Consider the following 16978-nt stretch of genomic DNA (forward strand, 5'->3'; position numbering starts at 1 on the left):
GGGTGAGGATGAATAAACAGAATATGAAAAATATTTTAAAAATGATGATTTTCTTATGTTTAGTGATTACTCTTTTACATCTTTCATCTCGTATTGTAGAACCTAAACAAAATACAAAAGAATCTGGTATAAAATATGAAAATGCAAGAGGATTTTATGGTGAAAGACAAAATTCTTTAGATATTATTGCGATTGGAAATAGTGATTTATATAATGCAATGAATCCTTTACAATTATGGCATGAACAAGGAATTCCTTCTTATGTCTGTGCTGAACCTAGTCAAAAAATTGTTGAAGCATATTCTTTATTGAAACAGACTTATTTGAATCAAACACCTCAATTAATTATATTAGAAGTAGATGAATTATTTACAAAGAGTGATGTTGATGATTTAGATATAAGTATCTCTGAAACTTTAAAAGAAATTTTTCCTGTTTTTGATTATCATAATCGTTGGAAAAATATTCAAAAGGATGATTTTATAAAAGAAAAAGTTTATAATCAAAAGATTTTGACAAAAGGCTATAAATACTATAATAATGTTCAATCTTATAAAGGTGGAAAATCATATTTAAAGAACAAAAAGAAAAGTTCTTTAACATATACAACACAATATTATCTTAATGAATTTATAAAATATGCCAAAAACAATGGCTCACAAGTTTTATTGATGTGTTGTCCTACAGCGAATACATGGACAATGGATAAACATCATACAATCCAAAAAATTGCTGATCAATATCAATTACAATTCTTAGATTTTAATATGTTATTAGATGATATTGATTTTGATTGGACTCATGATACAAGGGATGGTGGAAATCATCTTAATGATTTTGGAGCACAAAAAGTCACTCATTATTTAGGTAACTATTTAAAAGCACAATACCATTTTCAAGATTATCGTACACACCAAGATTATCAAAACTGGAATCAGGATTATTTAGAATATCACCAAAAATTAAAGTATTATAAAGGAAAAAATGGTTTTATTGGAAAATAGAATTTTTTATTGATTTGTCTAAGAAATATGCTATAATATTTCTTGCCATTACAATAGGCGGCTTCGAACCATGTCAGGACCGGAAGGTAGCAGCATTAAGAATGTCCGTTTATGTGTAGTGGCTTTTTTCTAAGGGGTGAAAGCAATGAATGATGAAGAATATATGCAATTAGCTTATCAACAAGCTTGTTTTGCTAGAGATATTGATGAAGTTCCTATTGGTGCGATTATTGTCAAAGATGGGAAAATTATTGCAACAGGATATAATCAAAAAGAATCTCAATATGATGTCACAGCACATGCTGAAATGATTGCAATAAGAATAGCTTGTCAAAAGCTAAAATCTTGGCATTTAGATGGTTGTGTCCTTTATTCGACTTTAGAGCCTTGTATTATGTGTAGTGGTGCTATTATCCAAAGTCGTATAAAAAAAGTGGTTTATGCAGCTAAAGGACAACGTTGGCATGGTTTATCAACATTTTTGCAAAGTCATGAATTTAACCATCATCCTCAAATTGTTTCTGGTATTTTAGAGGAACAATGTTGTTTATTGTTATCACAATATTTTAAAGAAAAAAGAAAACATGATAAATGATAGATTGGAGATTTTCGTTTGGAAATCTCTTTTTTTATTTGGTAGGTAGTCATATGGGAATTGAATTTGTAAATATTGATTGATAAAGTAGAGTTTATTGGGTGGATTATCAGCTTTAGGATTAATTTTATTAAAGAAAAAAGCATAAATTATTGAGGGATTCTTTTGATGAAGAATCTCTTTTGTTATGGAGAAATGTTGTTTTATTATCAATAGTTCAATATTTTTTCATATAAATATGATAAAATATATATAGAGGTGATAAATATGGATCAACGTATGTTAACTGAGCAGTTTGATTATGAAAATTTTTTATTAAAAGTGCTAAGATGGGTATTTGTAGGGGTTGCTGTTACAGCAGTAACTTCTATTGTTGTGATATTATCTGGAGTAATTAATTATTTGATTGACTTTTATTTTCCAGTATTGTTTATTTCTGTTATTGTTGAAATTGCTTTTGTTTGGGTGATAGGTAAGAAACTTCAAAATCATGGAGATCAAGTTTCTTATGCAATGGCAAAGAGATATTTTATTCTTTATTCAATAGTTAATGGTGTGGTTTTTTCTTTCATTCTTTCAGTTATTTCTGTTTATATTACAGCATTAGCTTTTGCCTTAACATGTGCTTATTTTGGATTATTATATACCATAACAAAATATACAAGTTCAGATTTCTCTTTTGTAATGAAAGTTTGTATTTCAGTATTACCGATTCTGATAATTGGATATATTATTTTAATATTTATTCATGCACCTGCTCTTTATTATATTATTGTTTTGATTGATTTGGCAGTATTTACAGGAATAACGCTTTATGATTTAAAAAAAATTTCAACAGCTTATCATCAATCTTTAGAAAATCAAAGAGAAGGTTTAGCTTTAATGTGTGCTTTGAATCTGTATCTTGACTTTGTTAATATATTTATTGATATTTTAATGTTAATCAGTGATAATAATTAATTAAGGGTATCGTAAGGTACCTTTTTTTGTGTTATAATGTGACAGTATAAGGAGTTGATACATGTGGCATATAAAACATTATATCGTGTTTATCGTCCCCAAAGATTTGAAGATGTTGCTGGGCAGGAACATATCATTACAACATTAAAACATGCAGTAGAAGAAAATAAGATTGCTCATGCTTATCTGTTTTGTGGTCCACGTGGAACAGGAAAAACAACAATTGCGAAATTGTTGGCTAAAGCTGTAAACTGTACGGGTTCACCTAAACCATGTGATCAGTGTGAAAACTGTCAACAGATTACATTGGGTACACATCCTGATGTGATTGAAATTGATGCTGCAAGTAACAATGGTGTTGATGAAATTAGAGATTTAATTGAGAAGGTCAAATATGCTCCAACACAGGGAAAATATAAAGTATATATTGTTGATGAATTTCATATGATGTCACCCAGTGCATCAAATGCCTTATTAAAAACACTAGAAGAACCACCAACTCATGTTATTTTTATTTTTGCAACTACGGAACCACATAAGATTTTACCAACGATTATATCAAGATGTCAGAGATTTGATTTTACAAAATTAAGTGTTCCAGATATTGTTTCAAGAATGGAAGATATTTTAAAAGAAGAACATTATCAATGTGATCAAGAAGCATTAGAATTGATTGCAAAATTAGCCGATGGTGGAATGAGAGATGCTTTATCTATTCTAGAACAATGCTTAGCTTATAATGATAAACATTTGACTGTTCAAGATGTTAATCAAATTTATGGTATAGTTTCATTGGAAAATAAGATCGATTTTATTAAGATGATTCTTTCTAAAGATATGAAAAAAGCATTATCGACATTAGAAGATATGAAAATGAATGGTATAGATATTAAAAGATTGACTTTGGATTTAGTTGATATTTTAAAAGATATTGTGATTTATCGTAATACACAAGATGAATCTATATTGTTTGTTTTATCTAAGTATTATTTAGATTTAATTGTTCCTTATATAGGTTGTGAAGAAGCATTGAATTTTATTGATATACTTATGGATGCCAGTGAAAAATATGCAAAAGTAATCAATCCATCAGTTTATTTTGAATTGGCTATTTTAAAGATGTGTAATCAAATTCAAGATGAAAAGATTGTTCATATTGAAACAGTCAAAGTACCACAGCAACAAGTTGTAGAAACACCAGTAAATCCAGAAGTTATAGAAGATGAAGAAATCATGGATGAACCTGTTCAAGATATAGGTGAAGATGTGATGGAAGAAGAACCTTATATTCTTCAAGAGGTTATAGAGGAAGTCCCAACTTTTGAATTTGAAAAGGAACCTGATATTCAAGCTGATGTTGATAACGATATTCATGTTGATGAAGCAGATATTATGAATATTCTTGTTCAGGCGAAAAGAACGATATTAGAAAGTATTCAAGAAAGATGGCCTATTATTAAAAGATATTTGGCTAATTTAAATATGGCAAAGAGTGCTGGAATGCTTTGTGATGGAACTGCTGTAGCGGCTTGTGAAGGTGGATTAATTATTTCTTTTGAATATCAGCCATCTGTAAATGCAGTTAATTATTATAAGAATTATAAACAGTTAAGTGCTTTCTTACAGGAAGTTTTAGGGAGTGAATATCGTTTTATTGCAATTCAACAGGATGAATGGATTAAAATGCGAAGTCATTTTATTGAATTAAAGCGACAGAGACAATTACCTGAACCACATGAGTTGACATTAAAACATATAGATTGTCATGATTTAGATCATGTTGATATGACTGAAGCACAAGAATTTGCTGTTCAGTTATTTGGTGAAGATATTGTGGAATTTAAGGAGGATTAAAGAATGAATTTTGGAAATTTATTGCAACAGGCACAACAAATGCAACGTAAAGTCAATAAAGCAAAGAAAGAATTTAATGAAAGAGAATTTGAATTTAAAAGTCAAGATGATTATATTGTTGGAAAGATGAAAGGCAATCTTTCTATTAGTGAATTACATATTCAAGATTCCTTGATTCAAGAAGATAAGGAAAATATGGAAGCACTCTTAATAGCAACAATTAATCAAGCTATTGAAAATGTTTCTAAAGAAAGGGAAGATACATTAAATAAAGTCACAAATGGTGTTGATGTATCAGCATTTCTATAATGGAATATCCACATAGTTTTGAGGAACTTGTTGAATGTTTTAAAATGTTACCAGGTATTGGTACAAAAGGTGCTGAACGTCTGGTTTATCATGTTTTATCAATGGACTTTGAGCAAGTTGAGAGATTTTCTGATGCTTTATTAAATTTAAAAAAGAACATTCACTATTGCCAAAAATGTGGACATATATGCGAAGGTGATATTTGTGAAATATGTCAAGATTCCACAAGAGATCAGACAACAATCTGTGTTGTTGAATCGCCTAAAGATGTCTTTGCAATGGAGAAACTCAAAGAATATCATGGTTTATATCATGTTTTACATGGGACAATTTCTATTATGGATGGGAAAACAATAGATGATTTAAATATTCAATCTTTGTTTGATCGTTTAAATGAAAATATTAAAGAAGTGATTATTGCCACAAATCCTACACGTGATGGAGAAACAACAGCCTTATTTTTAGCAAAACTTCTTGCTAAACAAAATATACCTGCTTCAAGAATTGCGAATGGATTGCCTATGGGAAGTAATCTTGATTACGCTGATGAATTAACGTTGTTAAAATCACTAGAAGGAAGAAAAAAACTTTAATCATCTCATATAATACAATGAGGTGATTTTTTTGTTTAAAATAACACGTATTTTTATAAGATTGCTTATGGCAACTCTATCGATTTTTATTTTTAATAGTTTTCATCATATAACGCAAATAACTTTATCCTTAAATATATTTAATATTGTTATGATTTCATTGTTTAATATTTTTGGTTTTATTCTTTGTATTGTCTTAAATATTGTCCTATAAATGCAATGAAATAAAACTTTATCTTTGTGTCAATTTTATATATAATAGAGAAAGAAATGAGGTGTTATAATGGCAGGTGTTTTTATTACTTTTGAAGGTGGAGAAGGTAGTGGAAAAACAACTATAGCAAATATGATTCAAAAGACATTAGCACAGGAAGGTTATCATGTTGTTTTAACAAGAGAACCAGGTGGTGTAGAAATAGCAGAAAAGATTCGTGATATTATTCATGATGTGAAATATATAAATATGGATAGAAAAACCGAAGCATTACTCTATGCAGCAAGTCGTCGACAACACTTAGTTGAAAAAGTGATTCCTGCGTTAGAAAATGACGCTATCGTTATTTGTGATAGATTTGTAGATAGTTCTATGGTTTATCAAGGAATAGCAAGAGGTATAGGTATTGATGAAGTTTATCAGATGAATTTATTTGCTACCGAAAATATCTTACCAAAACGAACGATTTTCTTTGATATACAACCAGAAGATGGTTTAAAGCGTGTATATGCAAATAAGGATAGAGAAGTCAATAGGTTGGATTTAGAGAACATTGATTTCCATAGAAAAGTCTATCAAGGCTATTTAAGTTTATGTGACAAGTTTCCTAATAGAATTGTCAAAATAGATGCTTCTTTGGATATTGATCATGTCTATCAGCAAGTATTAAAAAAAATTAGAGAAATACTATGATTTATAAAGATATTTTAAAACAACAACAACCTATTTTATATCAAATTCTCTTACAAAGCTTTCAAAATCAGAAAATTCCCCATGCTTTTTTACTTGTGGGAAAAAATGCCAGTTTACCAGCTCATTTTATTGCAAAAAGTTTGATTTGTGAAGATGATATTCTTGCTTGTGATCAATGTAATGAATGTCGACGTATTGACGAGCATAATTATGGTGATTTTATATATTATAATGGGCAAGATGAAACAATTAAAAAACCACAAATCGAATATATACAAGATCAATTTTCCAAATCTGCTTTAGAAGGAAAAGCTAAGATTTATCTAATGGAAAATATTGAAAATTCAACAAGCGAAGCAATGAATAGTTTATTGAAAATGTTGGAGGAACCAACTGCTGGTATTTATGCTATATTTACTTGTCAGAACTTAAATAGAGTTTTACCAACTATTCAGTCAAGATGTCAAGTCATTCAGCTTTTACCATCTTCTCAAAAAATGTTAAGAGAAGAATTAAAAAAAGAAGATATATCACAGGATGATGTAAATATTCTTGCTGAGTTATTTACGAGTTATAATGAGTGTAAGGAATATATTGAATCTGAATCTTTTGAAAAATTAAAAGAAGAAGTATATCATTTTATTGATGACTTATATTTTCACAGAGATAATTTGATTATTAATGTTCAGACACACTTACTTAAAGAATTTAGTGATAAGAAAAATATTCAATTTTTTCTTAACATGCTAGTATTGGCATTAAGAGATTTGTTTCACGTGAAACATTCTATGAACTTAACTTACCCATCATTTAAAAGTTTATATGATAGAATTAATGATCAGGAAGAAAATATCATTCAAAAGATTGATTTAATATTAAATACAGAATACTTATTAAGTACCAATGCAAATGTGATGTTGTTAATGGACAGCATGATGTATAGAATATAGGAAGGAGAAAGTATGGAAGAAAGATTAGCTCTTGTACGTTTTAACAATGTTGGAAAATCTTATTATTTTTCTACCGACTTGGAAGTGTATAAAGGAGATAAAGTTGTTGTAGAAACAATAAGAGGATTAGAGTTAGGAGAACTGGTATCAGATTTAAAGCATCTATCAGAATTTAATCTTGATACAGAACTCAAAAAAGTAAAGAGAAAAGCTAATAGAGCTGACATAGAGCTTTACGCATATAATGAAGCAAAAGCTGAAAAGTCACTTGAAATTTGTAAAGATATTGTAAAACAATATGATTTGGAGATGCATTTGGTCAGCTGTGAATATACACTTGATGCATCAAAAGTAATATTTATGTATACATCAGAAACACGTGTAGACTTTAGAGAACTACTTAAAGAATTGGCAAGTGTTTTTAAATGTCGTATTGAATTAAGACAGATAGGTCCACGTGATAAATCAAAAATTGTTGGTGGTTTGGGATCTTGTGGTTTGCCATTATGTTGTTCATCTTTTCTTGGAGAATTTGATGGTGTGTCTATTAATATGGCAAAAAATCAGATGTTAGCTATTAATATTGATAAGATTTCTGGATCATGTGGTCGATTACTTTGTTGTCTTAAATACGAAGATGATACATATACAAAAGAAAAACAAAGATTTCCTAAGATTGGTTCAAAAGTGAAATATGATAATAAAATTGTTAAAGTTACTGGTTTAAATGTCATTAGTGATTTAGTAAAAATAGAACATGACGGTAATATATCATTTGTATCTTTAGATGAAATTCAAATACTGCCACCAAGAGAGCATAAGCATGAACCAAGAAGTCGTTAATTATTTATTAGCATATGAAAATATGAAAATTATCCAAAGAAAAGATATGTTTAATTTTTCTTTGGATACTGTTTTATTAGCACATTTTTGTACAATTAATAAAGATTTAGATGAAATAGTTGACTTTGGAACAAATAATGCAGCTATTCCTCTATTATTAAGCTTAAGAACTGATAAAAAGATTACAGGAATCGAAATACAAAAAGAAGCAGTAGATTTAGCATTGAAAAATATACAATTAAATCACTTAGAACAACAAATAGAAATTATTCATTCAGATATTAAGGAATATGTTAAAGATGCTCAAAAGGTTAAACTTGTTATATGTAATCCTCCTTTTTTTAGAGTAGATGAGAGAAGTAATTTGAATGAGAATGAATATTTAAAAATTGCTCGTCATGAAATAAAAATCAATTTAGAAGAAATTGTACAATCAGCAGCAAGAATATTGGATAATAAAGGTCGTTTTGCGATGGTGCATCGACCTGATCGTATGATTGAAATTATTAATATGATGCAAAAATATGATATTGAACCAAAGCGTATTCGTTTTGTTTATCCAAAAGTAGGGAAAGATTCACATATTTTTTTAATTGAAGGAATGTATAAAGGAAATAAAGGATTAAAAATAGAAGCACCATTATATGCTCATAATGAAGATGGTAGCTATTCAAATGAAGTGAGAAAGATGTTTGGAGAAGATATTCATGAATAGACAAAAAAGTTTTGAAAATCAAAAACCGACACTTTTTGTTGTCGCTACACCAATTGGAAATTTAAATGAAATGACTTATCGTGCAATACAGGTTCTTAAAGATGTTGATTATATTGCAGCAGAAGATACACGTAATACTGTGAAACTATTAAATCATTTTGACATTTCAACAAAGCTGGTTTCTCACCATGAACATAATCTGATGACAGCTATACCAAAGATTGTTCATGATTTAAAAAATGGTTTGAATATTGCATTAGTAAGTGATGCAGGATATCCTGCAATTAGTGATCCTGGTTACGAGCTTGTGAAAGAGGTTATTAAAGAAGGAATGAATGTTGTTCCGATATCTGGAGCAAATGCTTGTTTAGATGCATTGGTTGTTTCTGGTATTGCACCACAACCTTTTCTCTTTTATGGTTTTTTAGATAGAAATGATAAAAATAAGAAAAAAGAGCTGGAAAAACTAAAAAAATATCAAGAAACAATTGTTTTTTACGAAGCACCACACCGTATTAAAAAAACATTGAAATTGATGTACGATATTTTAGGAAATCGTTCTATTGCCTTATGTAGAGAATTAACAAAAAAACATGAGGAAATTAATAGAGGAACAATTGAAGAAATATTATCTGTCATTGATGATATGAAAGGTGAAATGGTTATTGTTGTTGAGGGAAGTCATGAAGAATTTCAGGATCAGCCTCTTGTATTTGAACAAAGCATTGTAGAACATGTTGAAGAATATATTGAAAAAGGAATGTCAACAAAAGATGCTATTAAAGAAGTAGCAAAAGAAAGAAAGTTATCTAAAAATATTGTATATAATGAGTATCATAAAAATTGAATATAGAAATATATTCTTTTTTTTATACTTTATTGTATAATAAGGATATCACAAGGAGGGAAAAATATGATTTATACAATAACGTTTAATCCGTCAATTGATTATATGGTAACTGTAGATCAATTTCAGACAGGAGAAGTTAATCGTGTTCAAGATGAATATATTCTTGCAGGGGGAAAAGGAATTAATGTATCTATTGTTTTAAAAAACTTAGGTGTTGAAAGCCAGACACTTGGATTTATTGCTGGATTTACAGGAAAAGAAATACAAAAGCGTGTAGAAGAAAAAGGGATTCATACTGATTTTATAGATGTTCATAATGGTTATTCTCGCATTAATTTTAAATTAAAAAGTCAACAAGAAACAGAAGTTAATGGGAATGGACCTCATATATCAAAACAAGATATTGAGTTATTAATGGAAAAGTTAAAGAAGTTAAAGAAAGGGGATATACTTGTTTTATCAGGAAGTATTCCTCAATGTGTTTCTAATGATATTTATGCTAATATTATGAAAGAATTACAAGATATAGGTATTGAAATCATTGTTGATGCAACAGGGGAATTATTAATGAAAGTATTGGAATATAAACCTTTCTTAATTAAACCTAATAACCATGAGTTAGCAGAAATGTTTCACGTGAAACTTTTTGATCAAAAAGATATAGTGACTTATGCAAAGAAACTTCAAGAAATGGGAGCAAAGAATGTTTTGATTTCAATGGCAGGTGATGGAGCATTCTTTATTTGTGAAAATGGAAAAGTATACTTTAGTGAGGCACCAAAAGGTATTGTAAAAAATTCAGTAGGAGCAGGAGATTCAATGGTTGCTGGGTTTATTGCAGGATATGAAAAAACAAAAGATTACATCCAAGCGTTTAAAATGGGAGTAGCGACAGGAAGTGCCAGTGCCTTTTCACATGATTTGGCTACACAGGAAGAAGTCGATGAATTATTGAAAACAGTTCATGAGGTAGAGTATGAATATTAAAGATTTATTAAAGGAAGATAGTATTATTTTAGATACAACGGCTACAAATAAAGAAGAAGCTATTCAAGAAATGGTAGCAAAACATTATCAATGTGGTCATATACAAAATCAAGATATTTACTATCAAGCTATATTAGAAAGAGAAAAACTTTCATCAACAGGAATAGGACATTTTATCGCAATACCACATGCACAGAGTGAAACCGTCAATTATCCTTCATTGGTTGCAATGGTCAGTCCAAAAGGAATAGAATACGATTCATTAGATCAAAAGCCAGTGCATTTATTATTTATGATTGCTGTTCCAAAAGAAGCAGGATCAAAACATTTAGAAATATTAGCACAACTCTGTCAAATATTAATGGATGAAAAAATTGTGGATCAACTTATTCATAGTTCCCATGAAAAAGAGTTTTTATCTATTCTATGTCATGATTTAGAAAAGAAAGAAGATCAAAAGGAAGAATCGAAAGAGTTAGATATTGTTGCAGTGACAGCTTGTCCAACAGGAATAGCCCATACTTATATAGCTGAAAAAGCATTGATTGAAAAAGCAAAAGAAATGAACATATCTATCAAAGTAGAAACAAATGGAGCCAGTGGTATTCAAAATACATTAACAAAAGAAGATATTCAAAAAGCACGATGTGTCATTGTAGCTGCTGATAAAAAAGTAGAAATGGAAAGATTTCATCATAAACCTTTAATTCAAGTTCCAGTTACTAAAGCTATTTATCACACAGAAGAATTACTACAAAAGGCAATGAGTTCAAATATAGAAGTTTATCAATCAAGTGAACAAAAACAGGAAACAAATGAAAAAGGAATTAGAAGAATTTATCAGCATTTAATGAGTGGTATTTCACAGATTATACCTATTCTTATGATTTCAGGTATTTTTATAAGTTTAATACCTTATATTCAAAATATGGGTATTGAAAGTGAATACTTAACATTAATTTATTATATTGCAACTTTAGCAATTAATATTGCTATTCCTATTATGAGTGCATTTATAAGTGATAGTATTGCAGGAAAACCAGCATTTATTGTATCATTAGTTTCTTCTATATTACTGATAAATATGCAAGGAAATGTTATTGAGGGAATTATTCTAGGATATATTGCAGGATATTTTGTTTTAGGTTTATCACGTATATTAAGATATTTACCTAAAGATTTTCAAAGCTTATCTCCTAATCTTTTTATACCATTAATAGGAAGTTTTGTGATGGGAGTGATTATCTATTTGACGTCACCTTATTTTGCTTCTTATATTTCATTGATGACACAAGAATTGAATCCAGTTATGCTGATTCTTATAGGAGCTTTACTAGGTATTATGATGTCTATAGATTTAGGAGGACCTATTAATAAAACAGCTTATACAATTGGAATTATAGGTATTTTTATTGGTAGATATGATTTAATGTCAGCAGTGATGCTGACAGGTATGTTACCACCACTAATTATTTGGTTGACAATGCTTATAACACATATTTTTAATGATGAGGAAAGAAAACAAAAATGGTCTTGTCTTTTTAATGGATTATGCTTTGTCAGTGAAGCTGCAATTCCTTATATGCAAAAAAATAAATATACAATTCATTATCCATGTATTGTTGCATCAGCCATAGCTGGAGCATTGACCATGTATTTTGGATGTAGTCAAGCATTTCCACATGGGGGTATATGGACAATTATGTTTATTAATCAGCCATTATATTTTGTATTTAGTTTAGTCCTTTCAACAGTTATTGGAACACTTTTCATTATTTTTACAAAATATTTATTATCCCATTTTCATAAAACAAGAGTCGAATCTTAAAAAGACTCTTGTTTTCTTTTGATTAATAATAATATAATGAAAATAAGGAGGTAAGACATAAGAATGAGTCAAATGATTATTAAAAACTATGTTAAGAATGATTATGTAAAATGTATGTTTGTGTTTGATGAAAATATACAAGAGTTAAAGAATAATTGCTCTCATCTGGTGTTTGATAATGAAAAGATATATCTTCTTAATGATCATCATTACCCACAATTTTTCTATCAGCATATAAAATCTATAACCATCTCATTATGTAGCTGATTAATGAGTTACTGTGGAAATCATCAAGAAAAGTTTTCTTTGTTTAGTGATGAATATTGGAAAGTAGATGAACCAATATTATATTGTGGGCATATGGGTGCTAATCTCACTTATTGTCTGGATATGATTATTCATTATCATGATAAAATATATGCTTTTGAAAGTTTTTCAATACTTCAAACACAAAGAATTATCGAATTACTCAAAAAGAATCACGTTTGTTTAAATGATCCTATCCATATTGAAAATATAGTGACGACATATCATACAAAATATGAACTACAACATTATTTACAATTTCATTATAATGAATTAGCCAAAAAATATCATTTAGATAATCCAAGAGGACAAATAATATATAGCTAAATTGCCTTAAGCAATAAATAGATAATAAAAAATCTGTATGAACTATTCATACAGATTTGCTTTAATATAATCTTCTATAATTATAAACATATCTTTCCCAATATCCAGACAGTGGAGCTGTTTTTACACATTGATCTGCATATTGACCAACAGTACCAGACCCTTCACCAGAAGCATGAACAAAACTTCCACCACCAATATAGATACCAATATGTGCAACACCACTACCATAGCTAAATGTGATGACATCTCCCGGTTGTAGTTGAGAACGTGAAATAGATTGTCCACTACCAGCATATCCAGCAGCTGTTGTACGACCTAATTTGACGCCAGCTTGATTATATGCCCAATATACTAAACCAGAACAATCAAAATAGTTTGGACCATTAGCTCCCCACCAATAGCGACATCCTCGTCTTGTTAATGCTTTTTGAGCAATAGCGTTACCAACAGATGAATCACCGGGAACATATGATCCACCACCGCCACCACCACTAGGAGCACGAGAAATCAATTCAGAAAGAGCAGCATCTATTTTCTTTTGTGCTGAAGAAACTTCTTTTGATTCTTTTTGATTATCTTTAATTTTCTCTTGTTGTGAAGCTTTTAATTCAATATATTTTTCTTGTAATGCTTCTTGAGATTTCTTTTGTGATTTTAAATTTTCTCTTGCAGTTTCTAAAGATTTTTGTTGTGTATCAAGATTCTTTTTTTGTTGTGTAAGTTCATCAACTAATTCTTTTTCATAAGCAGTGATATCATTAACACTACTTAAACGAGAGAAGAAAGTACTAAAGTCATCAGATCCAAATAAGAAATCAACAACCCAATTAGAATTATATGTTGTTTGCATAACATATAAACGTTCTCTCATTTGTTCTTCTTTTTTAGCTATATCTTTTTTTATTTTTTCAATTGATTTTAACATATAATCAATTTCTTTATTCTTTTGATCAATTTGAGAATTTAATTGATCGATTTTTTGAGAAACTTCTTCAAGATTATCATTCGTTTTAGCTAAATCATCTTTTGTATCTTGAATTTCCTCTTTTAAATCCTGATTTTTTTCCTTTAAATATTTGTTAAACTCTTGACAAGTCTTCTTATTAGAATTGGTAAGATTTGAAGAACAAATTTTAATATATTGATCTTCTTTACCTTCAAAATCAATCGCATGAACATCTATTGGAAAAAGAGTCATAGCGAATACTGAACAAAAAGTTAAAAGACTTATTGATATTTTCTTCATTCAATCACCTCTGCAAGAAACATTATAACACAAAACAATAAGAAAAAAATAACCAAATCATAGAAATTATAAAATGTCATGTTTTATATATTGAGAACATATAATAGAAAGTCATGAAAATCTATGGCAAATGTGCAGACATTTTTATAAAAGTAACATATTGTATTTTGAGGAGGTGAAGGAATGGCTAAAGAAGGAATTGATGTTTCACAATATCAAGGTGAAATTAATTGGGAGCTTGTGAAAGATCATATTGATTTTGCAATACTACGTTGTGGTTACGGTCAGGATATACCGGGACAAGATGATCCGACTTTTAAAAGAAATGCAGATGAATGTACAAGATTAGGTATTCCTTTTGGTGTCTATCTTTATTCATACGCAACAGATGAACGTGCAGCTTTATCTGAAGCAAGACATGTTATGCGTTTGATTGAAAATTATCAAATGGAATATCCAATTTATTTAGATTTAGAAGATCCCCGCATTGGTCAGTTAACAAATGATCAGATTGAAAGAAATGCCAGAGTCTGGGCAGAAGAACTTGCTAGAAATCAATATTTTCCTGGATTTTATGCTTCATATTACTGGTGGACAACAAAATTAACAGGGGCTACATTTAAAAGATATACAAGATGGGTCGCTCGTTATGCTGAAGAACTAGGAGCAGAAGGATTTGATATGTGGCAATATACAGATCATGGATTTGTAGAAGGAATCAATGCACCTGTAGATAGAAATTATGCTTTTAGAGATTTTCCATCTGAAATTAAGGATGGGGGATATAATAATTTCCGTATAGAAACAACGCCAGAACCAGAAAGTCCAGAAGATAAGTATCAGATAGGAGATCATGTCACTTTTGATCATGTTTTTATTTCATCAGAAAGTAGTGTTCCTTTGATTCCATATATGAATCATGGAACAATTACAAGAGTTGTCCCTCATGCCAGAAATCCTTATTTAATTGGAAATGGTTTGGGATGGGTCAATAATGAAAGCATTACAGGAACATTGAGATATCTTTCTCATCCAACATATCGTGGTGACTCTCTTGTTGATGCATTGGATCAAATTGGTGTAGATTCTTCTTTTGCTTCAAGAAAAGAACTTGCTCAAAAGAATGGTATTGATAATTATACAGGTAGTGCCAGACAAAATCTGGAATTATTAAGACTGCTTCAAGAAGGACGTTTAAAAAGTTAAGGGCATTGTATAAAGCAATGCCTTTTCTATTGTATTTATGTTTGTACAATAGTATAATGAATGCGTCTTAAGGGAGAGTGACTATAAAATGGTTTATGCCAAAACGAGAAATGAAAAAGAATGGAAAAAACATATAACGGCACTGATTTGTGTATTTATAGCTTCTATTATTATGTCAATCAATATTAAATCATTTGTTAGGGCTGGAGATTTAATTCCGGGTGGTTTTACGGGTTTATCATTATTGATACAACGATCAGCCAATCTTTTTGCTGGTATTGAATTACCTTATTCAATTATCAATATTTCATTAAATGCTTTACCAGCTTTTATTGGATTTAAAATGATAGGTAAAAAATTTACCAGTTATTCAGTCTTGATGATTGTTTTAAATTCCTTTTTAGTTGATTTAATACCAGTCACACCGATTACATATGATCCACTATTAGTTTCTGTTTTTGGGGGTATTTTAAATGGTATAGCAATTGTCATTGCATTATATGGAAAGGCTTCAAGTGGGGGAACAGATTTTATTGCAGTTTATTTATCTAATAAACTTAAGAAACCTTCATGGAACTTTGTGTTCGGAATTAATACGATTATTTTGATGGTTGGTGGTTTTATCTTTGGTTTTGAAGCTGCTATGTATTCTATTATCTTTCAATTTGTTTCTACTCAAGTCATTGAAAGATTACATCGTCGTGATCATAAAGTCACTTTATTGATTATTACAAAAGAAGGAGAAACTATTGGTCAAGAATTATTAGAATATACTCATCATGGTGTGACAAAATTTGAAGGACAGGGATGTTATTTAAAAGAAAATAAAACAATGTTATATACTGTTGTTGGTGCTGATGAAGTGAAAGATGTTGTTCATCTTATTAGAGAACTGGATTCACATGTTTTCATTAATATTATGAATTCTGAGGGAGTGACAGGAAACTTTTATCAAGAACCAATTGAATAAAAAGGCATAGGCCTTTTTATTTTGCGTTATATTCATTAAGAAAAGATTCAAAGATTTGAAGATGGAGTTGTTCATCTTCAATAATGCGATAGAGTATTTTTTGAATTGTTTGATTGTATATACAATGAATTTGTTTTTGATAAATATCAATCGTTTGTTGTTCTTGAATCATAGCATTCTCTAAAAGAGATTGTAAATGACATGGATAGACATTATAACTTGGACTCCAGTATTCTAGATACCCTTGTTGACAATCCCATAAACGAGGATCAGTTCCAAGTTGGTAGGCTAATTGGGCAAAAATGTCTAAATGATGCATTTCTACAATACTTATCTTTTCCATAGCTTCAGATAGTTCTGGCCAAGTATCCATTAAAATAATATGGTTGTAGAAATAAAGACTGACAGCATTCATTTCTGAATGTAAACCACCTAAATTTGAAAGCATCATAGATGCATATTGAGGATTAGGTTGTATATTTTGAATTTTAGGATAGGGTTTATTAATTAAATAGTTCATAAAAA

19 protein-coding genes and 1 other RNA gene are annotated in these 16978 nt (G+C 29.5%); 18 read left to right on the forward strand and 2 right to left on the reverse strand.

All coding sequences use genetic code 11. The features are described 5' to 3' along the window. Positions 1 to 8: 8 nt before the first annotated feature. From KEC48_RS11855 to KEC48_RS11930, 16 genes are all read left to right on the forward strand, one after another. The gene (locus KEC48_RS11855) at positions 9 to 1004 is read left to right on the forward strand and encodes an SGNH/GDSL hydrolase family protein (RefSeq protein ID WP_211962465.1); all 996 of its coding nucleotides are present in this window, start codon (positions 9 to 11) and stop codon (positions 1002 to 1004) included. A 41-nt stretch (positions 1005 to 1045) separates the two neighbouring features. Beyond that, an RNA gene (gene ffs / locus KEC48_RS11860) (signal recognition particle sRNA small type) lies at positions 1046 to 1133 on the forward strand. A 16-nt stretch (positions 1134 to 1149) separates the two neighbouring features. Continuing rightward, complete coding sequence (locus tag KEC48_RS11865; protein WP_211962467.1) at positions 1150 to 1599, forward strand: nucleoside deaminase; 450 nt, start codon at positions 1150 to 1152, stop codon at positions 1597 to 1599. Positions 1600 to 1866: 267 nt separating this feature from the next. Next, positions 1867 to 2559, forward strand: a complete 693-nt coding sequence (locus KEC48_RS11870) for a Bax inhibitor-1 family protein (RefSeq protein WP_211962476.1) — start codon at positions 1867 to 1869, stop codon at positions 2557 to 2559. Positions 2560 to 2622: 63 nt separating this feature from the next. After that, positions 2623 to 4413 carry a DNA polymerase III subunit gamma/tau gene (dnaX, locus tag KEC48_RS11875; RefSeq protein ID WP_211962483.1) on the forward strand — a complete coding sequence of 597 codons (1791 nt, stop codon included), beginning with the start codon at positions 2623 to 2625 and terminating at the stop codon, positions 4411 to 4413. Positions 4414 to 4416: 3 nt separating this feature from the next. Next, positions 4417 to 4722, forward strand: coding sequence for a YbaB/EbfC family nucleoid-associated protein (locus KEC48_RS11880; RefSeq protein WP_087356864.1), 306 nt, complete (start codon positions 4417 to 4419; stop codon positions 4720 to 4722). Then, on the forward strand, positions 4722 to 5315 hold the full coding sequence (recR, locus tag KEC48_RS11885) for a recombination mediator RecR (protein ID WP_087356865.1): 594 nt from the start codon (positions 4722 to 4724) through the stop codon (positions 5313 to 5315). Before KEC48_RS11880 ends, recR begins: the two co-directional genes overlap by 1 nt. Positions 5316 to 5595: 280 nt before the next feature. After that, entirely contained in the window at positions 5596 to 6222 is a 627-nt protein-coding gene (gene tmk / locus KEC48_RS11890; protein ID WP_283092243.1) for a dTMP kinase, read from the forward strand. Continuing rightward, the gene (locus tag KEC48_RS11895) at positions 6219 to 7172 is read left to right on the forward strand and encodes a hypothetical protein (protein ID WP_211962487.1); all 954 of its coding nucleotides are present in this window, start codon (positions 6219 to 6221) and stop codon (positions 7170 to 7172) included. The genes tmk and KEC48_RS11895 overlap by 4 nt, the downstream gene beginning before the upstream one ends. A gap of 12 nt (positions 7173 to 7184) precedes the next feature. Beyond that, the gene (locus KEC48_RS11900) at positions 7185 to 8015 is read left to right on the forward strand and encodes a stage 0 sporulation family protein (RefSeq protein WP_211962489.1); all 831 of its coding nucleotides are present in this window, start codon (positions 7185 to 7187) and stop codon (positions 8013 to 8015) included. Further along, complete coding sequence (locus KEC48_RS11905; RefSeq protein WP_087356870.1) at positions 7996 to 8730, forward strand: tRNA1(Val) (adenine(37)-N6)-methyltransferase; 735 nt, start codon at positions 7996 to 7998, stop codon at positions 8728 to 8730. Before KEC48_RS11900 ends, KEC48_RS11905 begins: the two co-directional genes overlap by 20 nt. After that, entirely contained in the window at positions 8723 to 9577 is an 855-nt protein-coding gene (gene rsmI, locus KEC48_RS11910) for a 16S rRNA (cytidine(1402)-2'-O)-methyltransferase (RefSeq protein WP_087356871.1), read from the forward strand. The genes KEC48_RS11905 and rsmI overlap by 8 nt, the downstream gene beginning before the upstream one ends. 66 nt (positions 9578 to 9643) lie before the next feature. Beyond that, positions 9644 to 10567 (forward strand): 1-phosphofructokinase, encoded by a 924-nt coding sequence (pfkB, locus tag KEC48_RS11915; protein ID WP_087356872.1) that lies wholly within the window; start codon positions 9644 to 9646, stop codon positions 10565 to 10567. Beyond that, positions 10557 to 12395: a fructose-specific PTS transporter subunit EIIC gene (locus tag KEC48_RS11920; protein ID WP_211962491.1), complete on the forward strand. Its 1839-nt coding sequence runs from the start codon at positions 10557 to 10559 to the stop codon at positions 12393 to 12395. Before pfkB ends, KEC48_RS11920 begins: the two co-directional genes overlap by 11 nt. A gap of 63 nt (positions 12396 to 12458) precedes the next feature. Further along, positions 12459 to 12662 (forward strand): hypothetical protein, encoded by a 204-nt coding sequence (locus tag KEC48_RS11925; protein ID WP_087356874.1) that lies wholly within the window; start codon positions 12459 to 12461, stop codon positions 12660 to 12662. Positions 12663 to 12665: 3 nt separating this feature from the next. Then, positions 12666 to 13028: a hypothetical protein gene (locus tag KEC48_RS11930; protein WP_211962493.1), complete on the forward strand. Its 363-nt coding sequence runs from the start codon at positions 12666 to 12668 to the stop codon at positions 13026 to 13028. 61 nt (positions 13029 to 13089) lie between these two features. Here the strand turns inward: KEC48_RS11930 and KEC48_RS11935 are convergent, their stop codons facing one another. Continuing rightward, complete coding sequence (locus KEC48_RS11935; protein WP_211962495.1) at positions 13090 to 14277, reverse strand: NlpC/P60 family protein; 1188 nt, start codon at positions 14275 to 14277, stop codon at positions 13090 to 13092. A gap of 183 nt (positions 14278 to 14460) precedes the next feature. Between KEC48_RS11935 and KEC48_RS11940 the strand changes: the two genes are divergently transcribed. Next, positions 14461 to 15483, forward strand: coding sequence for a GH25 family lysozyme (locus KEC48_RS11940; RefSeq protein WP_087356877.1), 1023 nt, complete (start codon positions 14461 to 14463; stop codon positions 15481 to 15483). 88 nt (positions 15484 to 15571) lie between these two features. After that, a complete protein-coding gene (locus tag KEC48_RS11945; protein WP_211962497.1) occupies positions 15572 to 16453 on the forward strand; it encodes a YitT family protein in 882 nt (293 codons plus the stop codon). Positions 16454 to 16469: 16 nt separating this feature from the next. Here the strand turns inward: KEC48_RS11945 and KEC48_RS11950 are convergent, their stop codons facing one another. After that, a complete protein-coding gene (locus KEC48_RS11950; RefSeq protein ID WP_211962499.1) occupies positions 16470 to 16973 on the reverse strand; it encodes a ferritin family protein in 504 nt (167 codons plus the stop codon). Positions 16974 to 16978: the final 5 nt, after the last annotated feature.

The sequence above is a fragment of the Clostridium sp. C1 genome (genome assembly GCF_018223625.1).
Lineage (GTDB): Bacteria > Bacillota_I > Bacilli_A > Erysipelotrichales > Coprobacillaceae > Allocoprobacillus.

Excerpts from the sequence above, each read along its gene's own strand:
- KEC48_RS11855 (WP_211962465.1), top strand. The coding sequence starts at position 9 with ATGAATAAACAGAATATGAAAAATATTTTAAAAATGATGATTTTCTTA.
- KEC48_RS11865 (WP_211962467.1), top strand. The coding sequence starts at position 1,150 with ATGAATGATGAAGAATATATGCAATTAGCTTATCAACAAGCTTGTTTT.
- KEC48_RS11870 (WP_211962476.1), top strand. The coding sequence starts at position 1,867 with ATGGATCAACGTATGTTAACTGAGCAGTTTGATTATGAAAATTTTTTA.
- KEC48_RS11880 (WP_087356864.1), top strand. The coding sequence starts at position 4,417 with ATGAATTTTGGAAATTTATTGCAACAGGCACAACAAATGCAACGTAAA.
- recR (WP_087356865.1), top strand. The coding sequence starts at position 4,722 with ATGGAATATCCACATAGTTTTGAGGAACTTGTTGAATGTTTTAAAATG.
- KEC48_RS11895 (WP_211962487.1), top strand. The coding sequence starts at position 6,219 with ATGATTTATAAAGATATTTTAAAACAACAACAACCTATTTTATATCAA.
- KEC48_RS11900 (WP_211962489.1), top strand. The coding sequence starts at position 7,185 with ATGGAAGAAAGATTAGCTCTTGTACGTTTTAACAATGTTGGAAAATCT.
- KEC48_RS11905 (WP_087356870.1), top strand. The coding sequence starts at position 7,996 with ATGAACCAAGAAGTCGTTAATTATTTATTAGCATATGAAAATATGAAA.
- rsmI (WP_087356871.1), top strand. The coding sequence starts at position 8,723 with ATGAATAGACAAAAAAGTTTTGAAAATCAAAAACCGACACTTTTTGTT.
- pfkB (WP_087356872.1), top strand. The coding sequence starts at position 9,644 with ATGATTTATACAATAACGTTTAATCCGTCAATTGATTATATGGTAACT.
- KEC48_RS11920 (WP_211962491.1), top strand. The coding sequence starts at position 10,557 with ATGAATATTAAAGATTTATTAAAGGAAGATAGTATTATTTTAGATACA.
- KEC48_RS11925 (WP_087356874.1), top strand. The coding sequence starts at position 12,459 with ATGAGTCAAATGATTATTAAAAACTATGTTAAGAATGATTATGTAAAA.
- KEC48_RS11930 (WP_211962493.1), top strand. The coding sequence starts at position 12,666 with ATGAGTTACTGTGGAAATCATCAAGAAAAGTTTTCTTTGTTTAGTGAT.
- KEC48_RS11935 (WP_211962495.1), bottom strand. The coding sequence starts at position 14,277 with ATGAAGAAAATATCAATAAGTCTTTTAACTTTTTGTTCAGTATTCGCT.
- KEC48_RS11940 (WP_087356877.1), top strand. The coding sequence starts at position 14,461 with ATGGCTAAAGAAGGAATTGATGTTTCACAATATCAAGGTGAAATTAAT.
- KEC48_RS11945 (WP_211962497.1), top strand. The coding sequence starts at position 15,572 with ATGGTTTATGCCAAAACGAGAAATGAAAAAGAATGGAAAAAACATATA.
- KEC48_RS11950 (WP_211962499.1), bottom strand. The coding sequence starts at position 16,973 with ATGAACTATTTAATTAATAAACCCTATCCTAAAATTCAAAATATACAA.